Origin of the sequence: Hansschlegelia sp. KR7-227, assembly GCF_049446035.1 — a bacterium.
Classification (GTDB): Bacteria; Pseudomonadota; Alphaproteobacteria; order Rhizobiales; family Methylopilaceae; genus Methylopila.
Genome location: NZ_JBMSEA010000003.1, coordinates 349,933 through 366,818, shown reverse-complemented (window position 1 = coordinate 366,818; position 16,886 = coordinate 349,933). Strand labels below are relative to the sequence as shown.

Sequence of the window (16,886 nt, the reverse complement as noted above, 5' to 3'; positions counted from 1 at the left end):
GCGCAAGACTCACGGATCTCCCGAACAGCGGAACGCACATGCCCGACGACGCTCTTCGCCATCCTCCGCTCGGCTATGCCGGTCTGTCCCTGGACCGCGCCGGCGAACGCCGCGACGAGGCGGCGGCCGACACGGCCGCGCACCCGACGGACGCCGCGCGCACGGTCGTGTTTCTCGGCGACAGGCCCGTGCTGAAGGCCGCCGGGGGCGCGCTCGACCTGCTGTTCGCCGAGGATGAAATCGCGGCGCTCGGCCCGTATGACCGCGTCGCCCTGCTCGGTCTCGACGGGGGCGCGCCCCGCTTCGCCGCGCGCCTCGACCCGGGCGCGGAGACCGCCGTCGCGCGTGACGACGGGCTCGTCTTCGACGATCTGCGGGCGCTCGCGACCGACGGGCGGCTCGCCGGGGAGCCGCTGGCGCTCGCGGGCTACGCCAAGAGCATCGTCGCCTGGCACGCAAGGCACCGGTTCTGCGCCAATTGCGGGGCGGAGACCGAACCGTCGCCGAGCGGCTGGCGGCGCGCCTGCCCGGCCTGCGGCGCCCTGCATTTCCCGCGCGTCGACCCGGTCGTCATCATGCTCGTCACCCGCGGCGATCGCTGCCTGCTCGGCCGCCAGGCGCGGTTTCCGCCGGGCATGTGGTCCTGCCTCGCAGGCTTCGTCGAGCCGGGCGAGACGATCGAAGAGGCCGCCCGCCGCGAAATCGCGGAGGAAGCCGCGGTGACGATCGGCGCGGTGACCTATGAGCTCTCGCAGCCCTGGCCGTTCCCGTCCCAGCTGATGCTCGGCCTCCGCTGCGAGGCCCTGAGCGAGGAGGTGACGCCGGATCTTTCGGAGCTCGAGGATGCGCGCTGGTTCTCCCGGGCGGAGGCCGTCGCGATGCTGGCGCGCGATCACCCGGACGGACTGTTCGCCCCGCCGCCTGCCGCCATCGCCCACCACCTGCTGCGGCGGTTCGCGCAGGGCTAGCGCCCGGCGCGGGGAGCGACGGCCTCATAGGCTGCGGCAATGCGGAGCAGCTCCAGATCGCCGCGCGGGCGTCCGATCAGCTGCATCCCCATCGGCCTTCCGTCCGCGGCGAAGCCCGCCGGCACGTTGACCACGGGAAAGCCCGTGAGCGAACCGGGCGCCGCGACCTCGAACCAGCGGTGGTAACTGTCCATCGGGCGGCCCGCGATCTCCTTTGGCCAGTCCCACTCGACCGGGAACGGAAACAGCTGGGCCGTGGGGAGCGCGAGAATGTCGTAAGTCCGCAGCAGGTCGAGCGCGACGTCGCGCCAGGCCGAACGCGCCGCCGCGGCCGCCGACACGGCCTCGGCGTCGAGCGCGTAGGCCGCCTCGAGCTCCCAGCGCATCTCGGGCTTGACCATGGCGTAGGCGGCAGCGTCGCGTCGCAGCGCGCCCTGCCCGCCGATGAGGGCGAATTGGCGGAGCACGACGAAGGCGCGCCACAGCCCCTCGAAGTCGTAGGCGGGCGTCAGCGGCTCCACGCGCCAGCCGGCGGGCTCGACCGCGGCGAGCGCCGCCTCGCAGAGCGCGAGCACGCCCGGCTCCATCGGCAGATGGCCGCCGAGATCGCCCAGCCAGGCGACGCGCGGCGTCTCGGCCTCCGATCCGTCGAGCCGGTCCTCGAAGCGGTAGCCCGGATCGTCCAGCGCCAGAGGCGCGCGGACGTCGTGGCCCGCGATCACCGAGAGCATCAGCGCGAGATCGCCGACCGAGCGCGCCAGCGGGCCGTCGGTCGAGATCTGCGCGAAAAAGCCGTCATTCGAGGGCAGATGCGGCACGCGGCCGAGCGAGGGACGAAAGCCGAACACGTTGTTGAACGCTGCCGGATTCCGCAGCGAGCCGCCGAAATCCGACCCGTCGGCGATCGGCAGCATCCGCAAGGCGAGCGCCGCCGCGGCGCCGCCGCTCGAACCGCCGGCGCTCAAAGCGGGGTCGAAGGCGTTGCGGGTCCGACCGAACACCGGATTGTAGGTGTGCGAGCCGAGGCCGAATTCCGGCGTGTTGGTCTTGCCGATCACGACCGCGCCCGCCGCTTTCACGCGCGCGACGAGCAGGCTGTCCTCGGTCGGCGTGAAATCGGCATGAACCGGAGAGCCGAAGGTCGTCCGCAATCCCCGGGTGAGCTGGAGGTCCTTGAAGGCGACCGGCAGGCCGGCGAGCGCCCCCATGGCTTCTCCGCGAGCGCGCGACGCGTCGGTCTCCGCCGCCTCGGAGAGCAGCGCGTCGCGCGGGCGCAGCGAAACGATCGCGTTGTGAACGCCGTTCATCGCGTCGATCTGATCGAGAAAGGCGGAGACGACCTCGACCGCCGACGCGTCCCCTCTGGCCAGGCTCGCGCGCAGCGCCGCGCAAGACATCCGACAGAGGTCCGGGGGATCGATCTGTGGCGGCGCGAGCAGCCGCCCCTGAGCGTCGAAAGCGGGGCGTGATGTCGTCATGGGCCGCCTTGCTAGAGGGGTCGCCCGACGACGGCGATCCGCCGTCCGGACTGAGGGCCAACGCTGTCGCAGCGTTTTAGCGCGATTGTCTCGCACAGCGCGAGGGGCGCGACGGCGTCTTATCTTATTGACGAATATACGAAATTTTCCAAGTTAGTCGAACCTGTCTGCGATTTCAGCTGTTCTCAGCATTAGACTGGCTGACTCAGGTGGAACGATGTTTCGCATGTGCCGTTTCCTTTTCAGACAAGTCTTCAGTGGGCAAATTCGACAGACGTATTTCTTTGAGTGGGTCTGAAATAGCGAAGCGCTCTTTCGAGCGACTTTCATCTGGCGGCTTTAGTTCGTTGACGACGTCGGACGCATCTTCGCGTCCGGACATCGGCTCGCTCACTGAAGCAGTTTCTTCTCAGCATGATTCCGGTGTCACGGACAAAAGGACCATCTTTTATGAAGACCCTCATGATTCCCGCGGCTCTCGCCATGGCTCTCGGCGCGGCGGTCGCGTCGCCGGCGAGCGCCCAGGTTACGATCCAGGGCCCGCAGTTTGGCCACAGCGACAGCCGCGACTGCCGCACCATCGAGAAGCGCGTCGTGAAGAACGGCAGGACGACGATCACGCGTGAACGCCGCTGCGACGGCAACCGCGGCGCCCGGCGCCACGGCGATGACCGCCATGTCGATCGTCGCGACGCGAGGCCGGGCATCTATATCGGCCGCTGATCGGCGCCTCACGTCGATTCGGAACAGGGCGCCGGGCCGGAAAGTCCGCGGCCCTTTCTCTTGTGCTGGAACGGCCGCCCGGCCGCCTCTATTGTCGCAAACGAAGCGCGGGCCGCCGCGACGTGAGGAGCGTGTGATGAAGGGTCTGCTCGTGGGCGCCATGGTCGCGCTGGCGGCGTCGCCGGCGGTCGCCGCCGACATGCCGGCCTCCTATGGTCATCGCGGCCACGGCTATGTCGTCGGAGGCACGGTGTGGCGCGTCGGGCCGCCTCCGGAGCTCGACGAGGAGCCGACCTATATCCGCGTGGTCCCTGTCTATCGCCAGACCGAGATCAGATCGCGGAGCGTCTACGCCGAACGTCTTCCCCGTCCGCGTTAAACGAAATAAGGCCGCCTGAGACCGCTACCAGCTGACGGAGCGGTCGATCGGCACGACGTAGTTCCGCCATGGCGCGCGCTCGGCGATCCGGTCGTAAAGCGCCGCGGCCGGGCTGCCTTCCGGAACCATCCACCTCAAATGCATCCAGCCGCGCGTCGAGCCATGGGCGACGAGCTGCGCGATCAGCGCCCGCGCGACGCCGCGCCCGCGCGCCGCCGGTTCGACATAGAGGTCGTCGAGCTGACCGGCGCGCTTGCCCGATATCGCTTCCGGCAGGTCGTAATACAGCGCGAAGCCGACGAGCCGGCCGTCGAGCTCGGCGCCGGCGATCTCTACGACGGGCTCGTTCAGCAGCGTCGCCGCATAGGCCACGTCCGGCGGAGCGACGTCGCGACGCAGCAGAGCCGCGGCGTAAGCCGCGAGCAGCGGCGCGAGACGCTCCGCGTCGCCCGGCCCGAGGCGGGGAAGGACGATGAGGTCGTCCCGCCCCTCGAGGCTCAGCGCCACTCCCGCACGTCGACGAACTTGCCCGCGATCGCCGCCGCCGCCGCCATGATCGGCGAGACCAGATGCGTGCGGCCGCGGAAGCCCTGCCGGCCCTCGAAATTGCGGTTCGAGGTCGAGGCGCAACGCTCTTCCGGCGCGAGCTTGTCCGGGTTCATCGCCAGGCACATCGAGCAACCCGGCTCGCGCCAGTCGAATCCCGCGGCCTTGAAGATCCGGTCGAGACCTTCGGCTTCCGCCTGCTCCTTCACGAGCCCGGAGCCCGGCACGACCATGGCGCTGACATTGCCGTTCACGGTCTTGCCCTCGACGACCTTGGCCGCGGCCCGCAGATCCTCGATCCGGCCGTTGGTGCAGGAGCCGATGAACACCCGGTCGAGCGCGATGTCGGTGATCTTGGTGCCGGCCGTCAGCCCCATGTAGTTGAGGGCGCGCTTGATCGCGACGCGCTTGCCCTCGTCCGCCGCGGCGTCCGGATCGGGCACCACGCCGGTGACCGACACCACGTCCTGCGGGCTGGTGCCCCAGGAGACGATGGGCGGCAGCGCCCCGCCGTCGAGGCGGATCTCGCGGTCGAAATGCGCGCCTTCGTCCGAAAACAGCGTGTCCCAGTAGCGTCGCCCGGCGTCCCAGGCGGCGCCCTTCGGCGCCATGGGGCGGCCTTCCAGGAAGTCGTAGGCCTTCTGGTCCGGGGCGATCATGCCGGCGCGGGCGCCGCCCTCGATCGACATGTTGCAGACCGTCATCCGGCCTTCCATCGACAGCGACCGCATCACCTCGCCGGCGTATTCGATGACGTGGCCGGTGCCGCCGGCGGTGCCGATTTCGCCGATGATCGCGAGGATGACGTCCTTGGCGCCGACGCCTTCGGGCAGCGTCCCGTCGACCGTGATCCGCATGTTCTTCGCGCGCTGCTGGATCAGGGTCTGGGTGGCCAGCACATGCTCGACCTCGGACGTGCCGATGCCGTGCGCCAGCGCGCCGAACGCGCCGTGGGTCGAAGTGTGGCTGTCGCCGCAGACGATCGTCGTGCCGGGCAAAGTGAAGCCCTGCTCGGGCCCGATGATGTGGACGATGCCCTGCCGCTTGTCGAAGGCGTCATAATACTGGATGCCGAACTCGCGCGTGTTCTCGGCGAGCGCGGCGATCTGGGCGGCGCTCTCGGGGTCGGGGTTCGGCAGCTTGCGGTTCGAGGTCGGCACGTTGTGGTCGACGACGGCGAGCGTCTTCTGCGGCGCGCGGACCGTGCGGCCGGTCATGCGCAGGCCCTCGAAGGCCTGCGGGCTCGTCACCTCATGGACGAGATGGCGGTCGATGTAGAGCAGCACGGAGCCGTCGGGCTGCCGGTCGACGACATGGTCGTCGAAGATCTTGTCGTACAGGGTCTTGGGTGCGTCGGGGGCGGTCATGGTGCGCCTTGAAGGGTCGATCTGAGCGTGGGAACGGGTGACGAACGCGCTTGGACGACGCGCTTTACGTCAGCCCGCGAGTCGGCTCGCCGTCGCCGCCAGCCGCGCGTGGAAACGCGACGGCAGTCGCGCGTGATCACTGAGACCCGCGAAGGTCTCCGTGGTCCGCGCCGCTCCGTCTCGTCCGCGTCTGCTCATGGGGGTCATATAGGCGCCAGGCTGGAAGAGTTGCAAATCGCCGCATGCAGGCCAGACCCGCGCCGCCGCAGGGCGCAGCAGCCCTGGACGCCGGATGGCCCGGACGCAAGAACGCCCGGCCGCTCCCCAGCGGCCGGGCGAGGCTTCGAAACGTCCGTGCGTGGAGAGGGGCGGATATCCTGCACGGCGCCGTTCAAAGCGGGGGGATCGCCTCGAAGCCTGCGCATCTTGCGGCGGCGCGGCTGAACGGAGCCCCAGCGGATCGTTCATCGCGGGTTCACGGGCGCCGGCGGGTTCTGACGCGCCGCGCTTGACAATTCCGCGCGGTTTTCGACGTTGACCGCCGGACGCCGCTGCCGGCGCCGAAGGGGATGAAGCCATGGCCGCCGTACTGTCCGCCCGTCCGAGCCGCGTCGCGGCGCTCTTCGTGCTCGCCGGTCTCGCGCTCGGCCTCGCCGGCTGCGGGGTCAACAATGTTCCCACGTTGGAGGAGCAGGCCAAGGCGCGCTGGAGCGAGGTGCAGAACCAGTACCAGCGCCGCGCCGACCTGATCCCGAACCTGGTCGAGACCGTGAAAGGCTTCGCGCGGCAGGAGCAGGAGGTTCTGACCCGGGTCGTCGAGGCGCGCGCCAACGCCACCAAGGTCACGATTGACGCCAGCCAGCTCAGCGACCCCGAGGCGGTCAAGCGCTTCCAGGAGGCGCAGCAGCAGCTCTCCGGCGCGCTCGGCCGCCTGCTGGCGGTGACCGAGAACTATCCCGATCTGAAGTCGAACCAGAACTTCCTGGCGCTGCAGTCGCAGCTCGAAGGCACCGAGAACCGCATCGCCGTCGCGCGGCGCGACTACATCGCGGCGGTGCAGGCCTACAACACCGAGCTGCGCACCATCCCGGGCAAATGGATCGCGGGCTGGCTCTACCCGGAGGCCAAGCCGATGGCGACGTTCGAGACGGCGCAGGAGAACCAGGCGACGCCGAAGGTGACCTTCTAGGCGACGGCCGCGCGACTCAGGGGTTGGTTAGGTTTTTGCCTTAGGGCTGACGAGGGAAGAATAGCGGGGCTCGATCGACATGGCGGGACGGCGTCTGACATGCGCGCTCGCCGCTGCGGCCGTTCTGGCCGTGCTCGCGCCCGCCTCCGCGCAGGACGCCGCGCCGGGGCCGGCCGCGCTGTCGGCTCAGGTCGCCACGCTGAAGACGCCCGACGATCCGACGAAGCGCGCGACCTATGTGAGGATCGTGCGCCGCGAGGCGGCGGCGCGCGGCCTGCCGCCCGAGGTGGCGGAGACCGTCGCCGAGATCGAAAGCGGCACGTCGCCTGACGCGGTGGGCGGCGTCGGCGAGATCGGGCTGATGCAGATCCGTCCGTCGACCGCCGAGATGCTCGGGCATGACGGCGGCGCGCTCGCCTTGTTCGATCCCGAGACCAACGCGCGCTTCGCGGTGCGCTACCTCGCCCAGGCGTGGAAGCTCGCCAAGGGCGACCTCTGTCGCGCGCTGATGAAATACCGCGCCGGCCACGGCGCGGAGCTGATGTCGCCGCTGTCGGTCGAATACTGCCGGCGCGCGAAGGTCTATCTCGCCGGGCTCGGCTCGCCGCTCGCGGACGGGGCGGCGCCGGCGATTGTCGCCGTCGACGTGTTCGGCCCGAGGCCGGCCGGCAAGCCTCGGAAGGGGCGCGCCTATCTCGGTTGGCGGCCGGGCCGGCACACCGCACAGGACAACGCCCGCTTCTGGGCCGCGCACGAGGCGAGGATCAAAGCGCTCGAGGCGCGGATCGAACGGCGGCTCAAGCTGCGGATCGCGCGCCGGGGATAGCCGGCGCTCTCGTCTTGGCGTCCGGCCGGTCTCCTGCCGCCGTCATCCCGGGGGCGAATGCCCAGGGGATGACGGCGAGACTGTGAGCCCGGCCGTCAGGCGAGAGTCGCCTCGAAATTGATCTTCGCGTTCAGGACCTTCGAGACCGGACAGCCTTCCTTGGCCTTCGCCGCGATCTCCTGGAACTGCGCGTCCTCGATGCCCGGCACCGTGGCCGTCACCGACAGGTCGATCGTGCTGATCGTGAAGCCGCCGCCCTGCTGCTCGATGGTCACTGCGGAGGACGCCTTGATCTCGTCGGGCGTGAATCCCGCCTCGCCCAGAATCAGGGATAGGGCCATGGAGAAGCAGGAGGCGTGAGCCGCCCCGATCAACTCCTCGGGATTGGTGCCCTTCTCATCCCCAAACCGCTTCTTGAACGAATAGGGCAGCGACGACAGCGCGCCGCTCTCGGTCGTGATCGTGCCCGAGCCTTCTTTGACGCTGCCGTTCCAGACGGCGCTACCGGTGCGCTTCATGGCGTTCTCGCTTTCGTTGCGATGATCCGCCTGCGGAGCGCGGCGGGTGCGCGCAACATAGGGCGCGCCGCGACGGCGTCAGGCCGGTCGCGGCGTGCTCAACGAGGGCGTCTTCGCGGGCCGTCCTTGCGCGTCCGCAAGCGGCGGAGCGCGGGATCCGGCCTGGGCGGCGCGGATCCGCCGGCGGGAGACGATCGCCGCGTTGAGCTCGGCCCCCAGGATGAAGAGCGCGGCGCTGGCGTTCAGGAAGACGATGGCGGTCATGACGCCCGCAAGTCCCGCATAGGTCGAGGCGTAATTGGCGAAGTGAGCGAGATAGACCGAAAACAGCGTCGCGCCGAGCAGCCACAGAAAGATCGTCAAAGCGACGCCGGGCAGCACGTCGCGGATCCTCCGCCGTCCCCCGGGCAACCAGAGATGAGCGGCGATGATCGCGCTTGCGAGGACGACGACCGTCAGCGCGTAGCGAAGCACGTCGCTCAGCAGTTCGAAGGTCGCGAGCCAGGGCAGGTAGCCAAGCGCGAAGGACCACAGGATCGGCCAGAGCACGATGAACACGGCGACGACGACCAGTCCTAATGCGCCGAGCGCCACGAACCACATGCTCTGCAGCCGCGACAGCCAGATCGGCTTCGACGTGGGCGAATCATAGGCGCGGCCGAGCGCGATGCGGAGCGACTCGACCGCCGAGGACGAGACCCAGAGCGTCAGGAGCACGCCCACCGTCAGCACCCCGCCGCGCGGCGTGTTGAGCACCTTGTCGACTTCGCCCGCGAGCGGAGCGGCGACCGTCGGCGGCCAGGTGTCGAAGATCAGATGCACGATCGACCCCGCGACCTCGCCCGCCCCGAGAAAGGCGGCCAGAGCCGTGACGAAGATCAGGAACGGGAAGATCGCGAGAAGCGCCGACATCGCGATATGGGCCGCGATCGCCCAGCCGGAATGCTGTTCGAATCGCCGCAGGGCGTCCCAGGTGACAGGCGCGAAGCTACGGATCGCGTCTCGCGGTCGTGCGTACATGTGGCGAAAATGTAGCGCGGGCGCGGCGCGGGTGGAGTCCGCCGGGGGCGCGAATTATCGGCGCCGTCATCGCGATCCTTTATCGAAGCGATCACCGATTGGCGCTTGCCTGCCGCGGCTGCAAGGATGAGTAGAGGCCGCGTCCCCCTGTCGGAAGCGTCGCCATGCTCGCGCGCCTGCTGCTGCCGACGGTCTTCGTGCTGATCTGGTCGACCGGCTGGATCGTCGCCAAGCTCGCCGTGCCCCACGCCGATCCCCTGACCTTCCTGTCGGCGCGCTACGCCTGCGCGATCTTGTTGCTCGCGCCGCTGGCGGCCGCGCTCGGCGGCGTGTGGCCGCGCGGCCGAGCGGCCTGGGGCGCGGCCCTGATCAGCGGGGTCATGCTGCATGCGGTCTATCTCGGCGGCGTGTGGTGGGCGATCGCCCATGGCGTGCCGGCCGGCGTCTCCGCCCTCATCGCCGCGCTGCAGCCCCTGTTCACGGCGCTGGCCGCCGGCCCCCTGGTCGGCGAACGGCTCGACGGCAAGCGCTGGGCGGGCGTCGCGCTCGGCTTCGCGGGCGTCGCCGCGGTCGTCGCGCCGAAGCTCGGCGGCCCTTCGACCGACATGGGCGGACTGTGGCTCCCGATCGCCGTCAACGTCGCCGCGATGGCCGCGGTGACGGCGGCGACGCTGCATCAGAAGCGCGCGCTGAAGGACGCGGACCTCCGGACGCTCGCCCCTGTCCAATATCTCGGCGCGCTGGCGGTGACCGCGCCGGCCGCCTTTCTCATGGAGGATCTCAGGTTCGACTTCGTCGCGGCCAACCTTCTGGCGCTCGCCTGGTCCGTCGTCGTGCTGTCGATGGCGGCGATCATGCTGATGCTCGTCATGATCAAGCGCGGCGAGCTCTCCCGCGTCGCGGCGCTGATCTATCTCGTGCCGCCGACCGCCGCCGTGCAGGCCTACCTGATTTTCGGCGAAACGCTGAACGGACTGCAACTCGCCGGCATGGCGCTTGCAGCGGTCGGCGTCGTGCTGGCGGCTGGGTCGTCCCCCGCCGGCCGGCCGGCTTCCGCCGAAGGGTGCATTGCGGCAGAGCCGTCGGACGACAAAGATGACGACGACACGTTGCGCCGGCCGGCCTGATCGGCTCGTTCGCCGGCCGCCTTGCTCCGGAGCACTTTATGACCGCCGCCCAGCCCGTCGCCGCCGCCTCGCAGGAGTCGCCGGCGGCCCGCCTCGAAGCTGTCCTGCCCGCGCTCGACGCGCTTCTCGGGGAAGCTGTCGCCGCCGTCCGGACCAAGGTCGTCAAGGACGGCAAGATCGACGCCGCGGCGCTTGACCGGGAGCAGCGCGCCGGCCACGGCCTCGCCTGGCTCGCGACCTACCGGATGGCGCTGCGCGAGCTGCACCATTGGAGCGAACGCCTCGCCAAGGAGGACCGCTACGGCGCGATCGAGGAGTCGATCCTGCGCGTGGGGGCGGCCGAATATCTCGCGCAGATCGTCGGCGGCATCCCGATGAATCAGGGCGAGATCGTCCGCGCCGCCGATCTTGGACTGGCGCCCGGCCGGCCGGCCGAGCTGATCGGCGAGGTCGGCGCGGAGCTGATCGCCGACGGGGGCACGGCGGAAGCGCGCGCGGAGCTCATGGCCCTCATCCGCCAGGCCGACGGCCGGCAGGGGTTCGGCGACGCGGGCCTCGACGAGACGCACGGCCTGTTCCGCGACGAGATGCGCCGTTTCGCGGAGGCCGAGGTCGCCCCTTACGCCCATGCCTGGCACCTCGCGAACAGCTACATCCCGCTCGAGACCATTCAGAAGATGTCGGAGCTCGGCGTCTTCGGCCTGACCATTCCGGAGGAGTTCGGCGGCCTCGGCCTCGGCAAGGAAGCGATGTGCGTCGTCTCCGAGGAGCTCAGCCGCGCCTATATCGGCGTCGGCTCGCTCGGCACCCGCTCGGAGATCGCGGCCGAATTGATCCTCGGCGGGGGGACCGACGAGCAGAAGGCGCATTTCCTGCCGAAGCTCGCCGACGGCTCGATCCTGCCGACCGCCGTGTTCACCGAGCCGAACACCGGCTCCGACCTCGCGAGCCTGAAGACCCGCGCCGTGCGCGACGGCGACGCCTACAAGGTCAGCGGCGCCAAGACGTGGATCACGCATCCCGTCCGCGCCGACCTGATGACGTTGCTGGTCCGCACCGACCCGAACGAGCCCGGCCACCGCGGCCTCTCGATGCTGCTCGCGGAAAAGCCCCGAGGAACCGACGAAGATCCGTTCCCGGCCGAGGGCATGTCCGGCGGCGAGATCGAGGTTCTCGGCTATCGCGGCATGAAGGAGTACGAGATCTCCTTCGACGGATTCGAGGTCCCGACGTCGAACCTGCTGGGCGGGGTCGAGGGCGAGGGCTTCAAGCAGCTGATGAAGACCTTCGAGAGCGCCCGCATCCAGACCGCCGCGCGCGCGGTCGGCGTGGCGCAGTCCGCGCTCGACATCGGCCTGCGCTACGCCGAGGAGCGCGTCCAGTTCAAGAAGCCGCTGGCCGACTTCCCCCGCGTCGCCGACAAGATCGCGCTGATGGCCGTCGAGGTGCAGATCGCCCGGCAGATCACCTATTTCGCGGCCCGCGAGAAGGACTCGGACCGGCGCTGCGACCTCGAGGCCGGAATGGCCAAGCTGCTCGCCGCGCGCGTCGCGTGGGCTGCCGCCGACAACGCGCTGCAGATTCACGGCGGCAACGGCTTCGCGCTGGAGTACCCGATCTCCCGCGTGCTCTGCGACAGCCGCATCCTCAACATCTTCGAGGGCGCCGCCGAGATCCAGGCGCATGTCATCGCGCGCCGGCTGCTCGAAGCCGGCGCGTAAGACGGCCAGCTAGCGGGCCGTGTCCGGCGCGCCCTGACCTTTCGCGGCGACGTCACCCGTAGGGGTGACGCGCTCCCGCCGCTCTCGCGCTAAGCGATCCTGCAAAGGCCAGCCGGACGAAGGCTGGTCGGCCGCGGCGCGACGGTTCCCGTCGGCGCCGGGCCGAGGCCGGAGCGACCGCCATGCCGACCCAGATCCAAACCGCACAGCAGAATTACGAGGCCACCTTTAACGACCGGTTCGGCGTCCCGCCGTTCAAGCCGACTATCGGCCGCGTCAATCTTACGGTTGGAAACGACAGCTACATCAATCCGGCGGGCGATCGGGACATCATATACGCCAACTTCGGCGATGACTACGTCGACGCCGGCGACGAATGGGACGTCGTCTTCGGGTACATCGGCAATGACACAGTTTACAGCGGCTCGGGCGCGAACCTGCTCTATGGCGAGCAGGGGAACGACAAGCTGGTGGGCGAGATCGGCGGTACGGCGCTGCTCGTGGGCGGCGACGGCGACGACTGGCTGATCGCGCGCGGCGCCGGGGACGACGTCATCGTGGGCGGCGCCGGGAACGACTATGTCGACTATCGCGGCCGCACCACCGCCCTGTCGATCGACCTGCGCGTCGCCAATTTTGAGGCGGACATCGGGTCGGCCCGCGGCGGCGACATCGGCGTCGACCAGATCGGCCAGGTCGAGAACCTGTCCGGCGGCTTGGCGGCCGACACCATCTTCGGCGCCTATATCGCCAACTCGCTCGCGGGCGAGGAGGGCGACGACCAGGTGTTCGGCGAGGGCGGAAACGACACGCTCTATGGCGGTTCAGGCGCGGACTTCCTGCGCGGAAACGGCGAGAATGACAACCTTCAGGGCGAATCCGGCAACGACACGCTGTTCGGCGACGAGGGCGCCGATTTCGCCGAGGGCGGCTCCGAGGACGACGGCGTCTATGGGTGGCTCGGCGGCGACCTCCTGCGCGGCAACGCCGGAAACGACTTGATCAAGGGCGAGCAGGACAACGACACCCTGTTCGGCGACGACGGCGCCGATACGGTCGAGGGCGGCGGCGAGAACGACGACATCTATGGCTGGTTCGGCGCCGACTTCCTGCGCGGCGACGACGGCGCCGACACCATCCGCGGCGAGCAGGACAACGACACGCTCTTCGGCGACGCCGGAGACGACACGGTCGACGGCGGCGGCGAGAACGACGACGTCCGGGGCTGGCTCGGCAACGACTCGCTGATCGGCGGATACGGAAACGACACCGTGCTCGGCGAGCAGGACAACGACTACATGTCCGGCGATTCCGGCGACGACAGCATGGAGGGCGGCTCGGGCGCCGACAACATGTTCGGCGGGACCGAGCGCGACCTCATGCGCGGCGGGACCGAAAACGACACGATAAAGGGCGAGGCCGGCAACGACAGCGTCTATGGCGATCAGGGCGACGACATTCTCTACGGCCTCGACGGCGACGACTATCTCTACGGCGGCGACGGCCAGGACCGGCTGTTCGCCGGCCTCGGCGGAGGCCTCCTCAGCGGCGGGACGGGCGACGACTACCTGTCGCTGCAGGCGGGAGGAACCGCCATCGGCGGCGACGGTGCCGACTCCGTCTACGGCTACACCGATGGCGGCAAGGATTTCGTCAGCCTGGAAGGCGGAAACGACAGCGCCACGCTCGGCGGCGGCTCCGACTACGCGATGGGCGGAGACGGAAACGATTCTCTCTCCGGCGGAACCGGCAACGACACGCTGACCGGCGGCGCCGGCCACGACACGCTGCTCGGCGCTTCGGGATCCGACATGCTGTATGGCGGCGCCGGCCGCGACTCGATCGACGGCGGAAGTGAGACCTTCAGCGGCGGGATCATCCTGTTCGCGACCGACACGCTGAGCTACGGCAGCTCGAAGGCTGCGGTCATCGTCAACCTCGCGACCACCAAGGGAGCGGGCGGCGACGCCGCAGGCGACATCATCCAGAACATCGAAACGCTGATCGGGTCCCGCCTCAACGACAAGCTCTACAGCGACGGCACGAGCGACAAGCTGCAGGGCGGGGACGGACGTGACCTTCTGAAGGGCGCGGGGGGCAGCGACGCGCTCTACGGCGAGAACGGCAACGACACGCTCCAGGGCGGCGAAGGCAGCGACGGTCTTCGCGGCGGGTCCGGCAAGGACGTGCTGACGGGCGCCGCGGGAACCGACTCGTTCTACTTCGACGCCCCGCTGAACGCGGTCGCAAACGTCGACACGATCACCGACTTCGTGGCGGCCGACGACACCATCCGGCTGGACGACGCGATCTTTGGGCTCCTCGGCTCGCTCGAAACAGGTCTTGGGTCTCTGAAGGCCGGAGCGCTGCGGATCGGCTCTCATGCGGCCGACGCCGACGATCGGCTGATCTACTACGCCAAGACCGGTTCGCTGTTCTTCGACAAGGATGGCGTCGGCGGCGCGGCGCAGGTGAGGTTTGCGATCCTCGACAAGGGCCTCGCCCTCACCGAGAGCGACTTCGCCGTATTCTGACGCCCGCCCGCGCGGTCGTCAGCCTCCGTCCGGCAAACGTGAGACCAGGCGCACGAGCTGCGCCTGGCGGGAGACGCCCGCCTTGTCGTAGATACGCCGGCGGTGCGTCTTCAACGAGTTGAGGCCGATCCCCAATCGGCCGGCGATCTCGGCTTCGCCGTCTCCGAGCGCCATTTCGGCGGCGACGCGCGCCTCCGCCGGGGTGAAGCCGAACAGGTCCTGCAGCAGCGCCGGCGCCGCCGCCGGCGCGCCCTTAGAGGAAAATACGAACAGCGCAGCCGCCGGCCGCCGGGCGCCGGCCTCTGCGAGGCGTTCGGCCGCCCTGCTTCCGAGCGGCGTGGCGACCAGCGCGAAGACCGCGCCGCTTTTCCCCCGGAAGCGGACCGGCGAGGGCGCCGCGCCCGCGAGCGCGTCCGCCACCGCCGCGCTGAAGGCCGCGGCGGCCGCCGCGTCGCGGCAGGCCGCGCCGTCCTGCGACAATCGCAACGCGCCTTCCGCCTCGAGCGCCATCGCGGCGCGGTTGGCCAGGAGGACACGTCCGGCTTCGTCGACAAGGACCGTCCCGGGGCTAAGGCCGTCGAGTGCGGAAAGATCGCCGTTCCGCACCCGTGCGAGGCCGTCGGAGCGGCGCGCGAGAGCGATCGCGCGGGCGACATGGGGCGCATAGGCCTCCAGCACCGCGAGGTCGCGAGCCGAGTAGTCGCCTTGCTGGCGGCTGCGTCCGAAGCCCCAGCCGACCCAGCGCTCCGGCCCGGTCCGGACGAAGGTCGCCGCGCCAAAGGCGAGATCGGAGGGGCCCAGGACGTCGGCGTAGAACGCCGTCCGCTCGAGATCGCGAAGCGGGATCAGGCTCGACATCGTGATCGCCCGGCCGGACGGAGGCGGCTGCGCCGGCGTCCAGGGATTGAGCGCGTGCTCCGCCTGGCAAAGCGCGGCCGCCTCCTCGTTGATCGCGCCTGCGGCGCCGAGATGCACGTGCGTCCCGGCCCCCAGATCGGCCTCGATCATCAGCGCCTGAACGCCGCCCACGTCGGCGAGGATGTCCCCGATCGCGCCGCTCCATCCCGCAGCGCCTACAGCGGCCTCATAGAGCGCGTCTGTCACGTCGCGCTTCGCCGCATATGCCGCGCTGGCCATCCCGTCACTCCGCAGCTGTTTCGACGACCGGATCATAAGCATTGGACCGGTCCAATAACAATCAGACGATCAGCATGTCGGGCGATAGCGACCGCTTTCGACAGGCGGGCGCCGACACGCTTCTGTGAGACGCGGATCGCGTCACGCGGGCCGAAGGCGACTTGATGGCCGACGTCCGATCGTGAACGATGCCTGGTCGCTGCAGGAAAACCGCAAGGGAACGCCAATGACGCCGACCGCACGTCTCGTCGCAGCCGCCGGATTGGGAGCCGCCCTGATCGTCGGGCCCGCCGCTCACGCCCAGCAGAAGTTCGTCACGATCGGCACCGGCGGCGTGACCGGCGTCTATTACGCGGTCGGCGGCGCGATCTGCCGGCTGGTCAACAAGGACCGCAAGAGCCATGGCATCCGCTGCTCGGTGGAATCGACCGGCGGCTCCGCCTTCAACGTCAACACCATCCGCGCCGGCGAGCTCGACTTTGGCCTGACGCAGTCCGACGTGCAGTACAACGGCCTGAAAGGGCTCGCGAGCTTCAAGGAGGCGGGCCCGTTCGAGGACATGCGCGCGGTGTTCTCGGTCCATCCCGAGCCGTTCACCGTGCTCGCCCGTAAGGAGATCGCCGCCAAGACCTTCGACGATCTCAAAGGCAAGCGCGTCAACGTCGGCAATCCCGGCTCCGGCACCCGTAATTCGCTCGAAGAGCTGATCGCGACGATGGGCTGGACGCTGAAGGATTTCTCGCTCGCGTCCGAGCTGAAGGCCGACGAGCACGGCCCCGCGCTCTGCGACAACAAGATCGACGCGTTCTTCTACGGCGTCGGCCACCCCTCGGCGAACATCCAGGATCCCACCACGACCTGCGGCGCGAAGCTCGTCGCGATCACCGGGCCTGCGGTCGACAAGCTGGTCGGCGAGAAGCCCTATTACGCCAAGGCGACCATCAAGGGCGGCCTTTACGCCGGAAACGCCGAGCCGACCGAGACCTATGGCGTGCTCGCGACGGTCGTGACCTCCGCGAAGACGCCGGACGAGGTGGTCTACCAGATCGTCAAGGGCACCTTCGAGAACTTCAACGAGTTCAAGAGCCTTCACCCCGCTTTCGCCAATCTCGATCCGGCGAAGATGGTCAAGGACGGCCTGTCCGCCCCGCTGCATCCGGGCGCGGAGAAATACTACAAGGAGAAGGGCTGGCTCTGACCGCTCGCTGGACTGCGGTGTCGCCGCTCCGAGCGCGGCCCCGTCTCTCCCGACCGGGGAGAGATGAAAGCGCACGGCCCGCCGCCCGATGGGCGGGTCGGGGAGGGAGGCCGTGACCGCCATCCAGCCCACCGCGCTCGCCCCCTCCGCCGAGT

16 protein-coding genes are annotated in these 16,886 nt (G+C 69.5%); 9 read left to right on the top strand and 7 right to left on the bottom strand.

What is annotated here, in order from left to right; translation table 11 throughout:
• Window positions 1-38 precede the first annotated feature (38 nt).
• Complete coding sequence (gene nudC / locus ACO2RJ_RS19145; RefSeq protein ID WP_423269768.1) at window positions 39-968, top strand: NAD(+) diphosphatase; 930 nt, start codon at window positions 39-41, stop codon at window positions 966-968.
• Here the strand turns inward: nudC and ACO2RJ_RS19140 are convergent.
• Window positions 965-2,446, bottom strand: a complete 1,482-nt coding sequence (locus ACO2RJ_RS19140) for an amidase (protein ID WP_423269767.1) — start codon at window positions 2,444-2,446, stop codon at window positions 965-967. The two genes, nudC and ACO2RJ_RS19140, sit on opposite strands and share 4 nt — an antisense overlap.
• Before the next feature lie 205 nt (window positions 2,447-2,651).
• On the bottom strand, window positions 2,652-2,840 hold the full coding sequence (locus ACO2RJ_RS19135) for a hypothetical protein (RefSeq protein ID WP_423269766.1): 189 nt from the start codon (window positions 2,838-2,840) through the stop codon (window positions 2,652-2,654).
• Window positions 2,841-2,896: 56 nt separating this feature from the next.
• On the opposite strand from ACO2RJ_RS19135, the gene ACO2RJ_RS19130 reads away from it, so the two are divergent.
• Both ACO2RJ_RS19130 and ACO2RJ_RS19125 read left to right on the top strand, forming a co-directional pair.
• Window positions 2,897-3,169: a hypothetical protein gene (locus ACO2RJ_RS19130; RefSeq protein ID WP_423269765.1), complete on the top strand. Its 273-nt coding sequence runs from the start codon at window positions 2,897-2,899 to the stop codon at window positions 3,167-3,169.
• 136 nt (window positions 3,170-3,305) lie between these two features.
• Complete coding sequence (locus ACO2RJ_RS19125) at window positions 3,306-3,548, top strand: hypothetical protein (protein WP_423269764.1); 243 nt, start codon at window positions 3,306-3,308, stop codon at window positions 3,546-3,548.
• A 24-nt stretch (window positions 3,549-3,572) separates the two neighbouring features.
• Here the strand turns inward: ACO2RJ_RS19125 and ACO2RJ_RS19120 are convergent, their stop codons facing one another.
• Together ACO2RJ_RS19120 and leuC are read right to left on the bottom strand one after the other, a co-directional pair.
• Window positions 3,573-4,055 carry a GNAT family N-acetyltransferase gene (locus ACO2RJ_RS19120; protein ID WP_423269763.1) on the bottom strand — a complete coding sequence of 161 codons (483 nt, stop codon included), beginning with the start codon at window positions 4,053-4,055 and terminating at the stop codon, window positions 3,573-3,575.
• Complete coding sequence (gene leuC / locus ACO2RJ_RS19115) at window positions 4,046-5,461, bottom strand: 3-isopropylmalate dehydratase large subunit (RefSeq protein ID WP_423269762.1); 1,416 nt, start codon at window positions 5,459-5,461, stop codon at window positions 4,046-4,048. The genes ACO2RJ_RS19120 and leuC overlap by 10 nt, the downstream gene beginning before the upstream one ends.
• Before the next feature lie 577 nt (window positions 5,462-6,038).
• Between leuC and ACO2RJ_RS19110 the strand changes: the two genes are divergently transcribed.
• Window positions 6,039-6,650 carry a LemA family protein gene (locus ACO2RJ_RS19110; RefSeq protein ID WP_423269761.1) on the top strand — a complete coding sequence of 204 codons (612 nt, stop codon included), beginning with the start codon at window positions 6,039-6,041 and terminating at the stop codon, window positions 6,648-6,650.
• 79 nt (window positions 6,651-6,729) lie between these two features.
• On the top strand, window positions 6,730-7,476 hold the full coding sequence (locus ACO2RJ_RS19105; protein ID WP_423269760.1) for a lytic transglycosylase domain-containing protein: 747 nt from the start codon (window positions 6,730-6,732) through the stop codon (window positions 7,474-7,476).
• Between the two features lie 95 nt (window positions 7,477-7,571).
• Here ACO2RJ_RS19105 and ACO2RJ_RS19100 read toward each other — a convergent pair whose 3' ends face one another.
• Together ACO2RJ_RS19100 and ACO2RJ_RS19095 are read right to left on the bottom strand one after the other, a co-directional pair.
• Window positions 7,572-7,994 carry an OsmC family protein gene (locus tag ACO2RJ_RS19100; protein ID WP_423269759.1) on the bottom strand — a complete coding sequence of 141 codons (423 nt, stop codon included), beginning with the start codon at window positions 7,992-7,994 and terminating at the stop codon, window positions 7,572-7,574.
• A 78-nt stretch (window positions 7,995-8,072) separates the two neighbouring features.
• Complete coding sequence (locus ACO2RJ_RS19095) at window positions 8,073-9,014, bottom strand: YihY/virulence factor BrkB family protein (protein ID WP_423269758.1); 942 nt, start codon at window positions 9,012-9,014, stop codon at window positions 8,073-8,075.
• Between the two features lie 164 nt (window positions 9,015-9,178).
• Between ACO2RJ_RS19095 and ACO2RJ_RS19090 the strand changes: the two genes are divergently transcribed.
• The 3 genes from ACO2RJ_RS19090 (at window position 9,179) to ACO2RJ_RS19080 (ending at window position 14,396) form a co-directional block, all read left to right on the top strand.
• Window positions 9,179-10,141, top strand: a complete 963-nt coding sequence (locus ACO2RJ_RS19090) for a DMT family transporter (RefSeq protein ID WP_423269757.1) — start codon at window positions 9,179-9,181, stop codon at window positions 10,139-10,141.
• Between the two features lie 38 nt (window positions 10,142-10,179).
• Window positions 10,180-11,862, top strand: coding sequence for an acyl-CoA dehydrogenase family protein (locus tag ACO2RJ_RS19085; protein ID WP_423269756.1), 1,683 nt, complete (start codon window positions 10,180-10,182; stop codon window positions 11,860-11,862).
• 182 nt (window positions 11,863-12,044) lie between these two features.
• Entirely contained in the window at window positions 12,045-14,396 is a 2,352-nt protein-coding gene (locus tag ACO2RJ_RS19080; RefSeq protein WP_423269755.1) for a calcium-binding protein, read from the top strand.
• Window positions 14,397-14,414: 18 nt separating this feature from the next.
• Here the strand turns inward: ACO2RJ_RS19080 and ACO2RJ_RS19075 are convergent, their stop codons facing one another.
• On the bottom strand, window positions 14,415-15,533 hold the full coding sequence (locus tag ACO2RJ_RS19075) for a helix-turn-helix transcriptional regulator (RefSeq protein WP_423269754.1): 1,119 nt from the start codon (window positions 15,531-15,533) through the stop codon (window positions 14,415-14,417).
• 226 nt (window positions 15,534-15,759) lie between these two features.
• On the opposite strand from ACO2RJ_RS19075, the gene ACO2RJ_RS19070 reads away from it, so the two are divergent.
• Window positions 15,760-16,731, top strand: coding sequence for a TAXI family TRAP transporter solute-binding subunit (locus tag ACO2RJ_RS19070; RefSeq protein ID WP_423269753.1), 972 nt, complete (start codon window positions 15,760-15,762; stop codon window positions 16,729-16,731).
• The last annotated feature ends 155 nt before the right edge of the window (window positions 16,732-16,886 follow it).

What these genes read in the sequence shown, in the direction of transcription:
- nudC (WP_423269768.1), top strand. Translation starts at nt 39, where the DNA reads ATGCCCGACGACGCTCTTCGCCATCCTCCGCTCGGCTATGCCGGTCTG.
- ACO2RJ_RS19140 (WP_423269767.1), bottom strand. Translation starts at nt 2,446, where the DNA reads ATGACGACATCACGCCCCGCTTTCGACGCTCAGGGGCGGCTGCTCGCG.
- ACO2RJ_RS19130 (WP_423269765.1), top strand. Translation starts at nt 2,897, where the DNA reads ATGAAGACCCTCATGATTCCCGCGGCTCTCGCCATGGCTCTCGGCGCG.
- ACO2RJ_RS19125 (WP_423269764.1), top strand. Translation starts at nt 3,306, where the DNA reads ATGAAGGGTCTGCTCGTGGGCGCCATGGTCGCGCTGGCGGCGTCGCCG.
- leuC (WP_423269762.1), bottom strand. Translation starts at nt 5,461, where the DNA reads ATGACCGCCCCCGACGCACCCAAGACCCTGTACGACAAGATCTTCGAC.
- ACO2RJ_RS19110 (WP_423269761.1), top strand. Translation starts at nt 6,039, where the DNA reads ATGGCCGCCGTACTGTCCGCCCGTCCGAGCCGCGTCGCGGCGCTCTTC.
- ACO2RJ_RS19105 (WP_423269760.1), top strand. Translation starts at nt 6,730, where the DNA reads ATGGCGGGACGGCGTCTGACATGCGCGCTCGCCGCTGCGGCCGTTCTG.
- ACO2RJ_RS19100 (WP_423269759.1), bottom strand. Translation starts at nt 7,994, where the DNA reads ATGAAGCGCACCGGTAGCGCCGTCTGGAACGGCAGCGTCAAAGAAGGC.
- ACO2RJ_RS19095 (WP_423269758.1), bottom strand. Translation starts at nt 9,014, where the DNA reads ATGTACGCACGACCGCGAGACGCGATCCGTAGCTTCGCGCCTGTCACC.
- ACO2RJ_RS19090 (WP_423269757.1), top strand. Translation starts at nt 9,179, where the DNA reads ATGCTCGCGCGCCTGCTGCTGCCGACGGTCTTCGTGCTGATCTGGTCG.
- ACO2RJ_RS19085 (WP_423269756.1), top strand. Translation starts at nt 10,180, where the DNA reads ATGACCGCCGCCCAGCCCGTCGCCGCCGCCTCGCAGGAGTCGCCGGCG.
- ACO2RJ_RS19080 (WP_423269755.1), top strand. Translation starts at nt 12,045, where the DNA reads ATGCCGACCCAGATCCAAACCGCACAGCAGAATTACGAGGCCACCTTT.
- ACO2RJ_RS19075 (WP_423269754.1), bottom strand. Translation starts at nt 15,533, where the DNA reads ATGGCCAGCGCGGCATATGCGGCGAAGCGCGACGTGACAGACGCGCTC.
- ACO2RJ_RS19070 (WP_423269753.1), top strand. Translation starts at nt 15,760, where the DNA reads ATGACGCCGACCGCACGTCTCGTCGCAGCCGCCGGATTGGGAGCCGCC.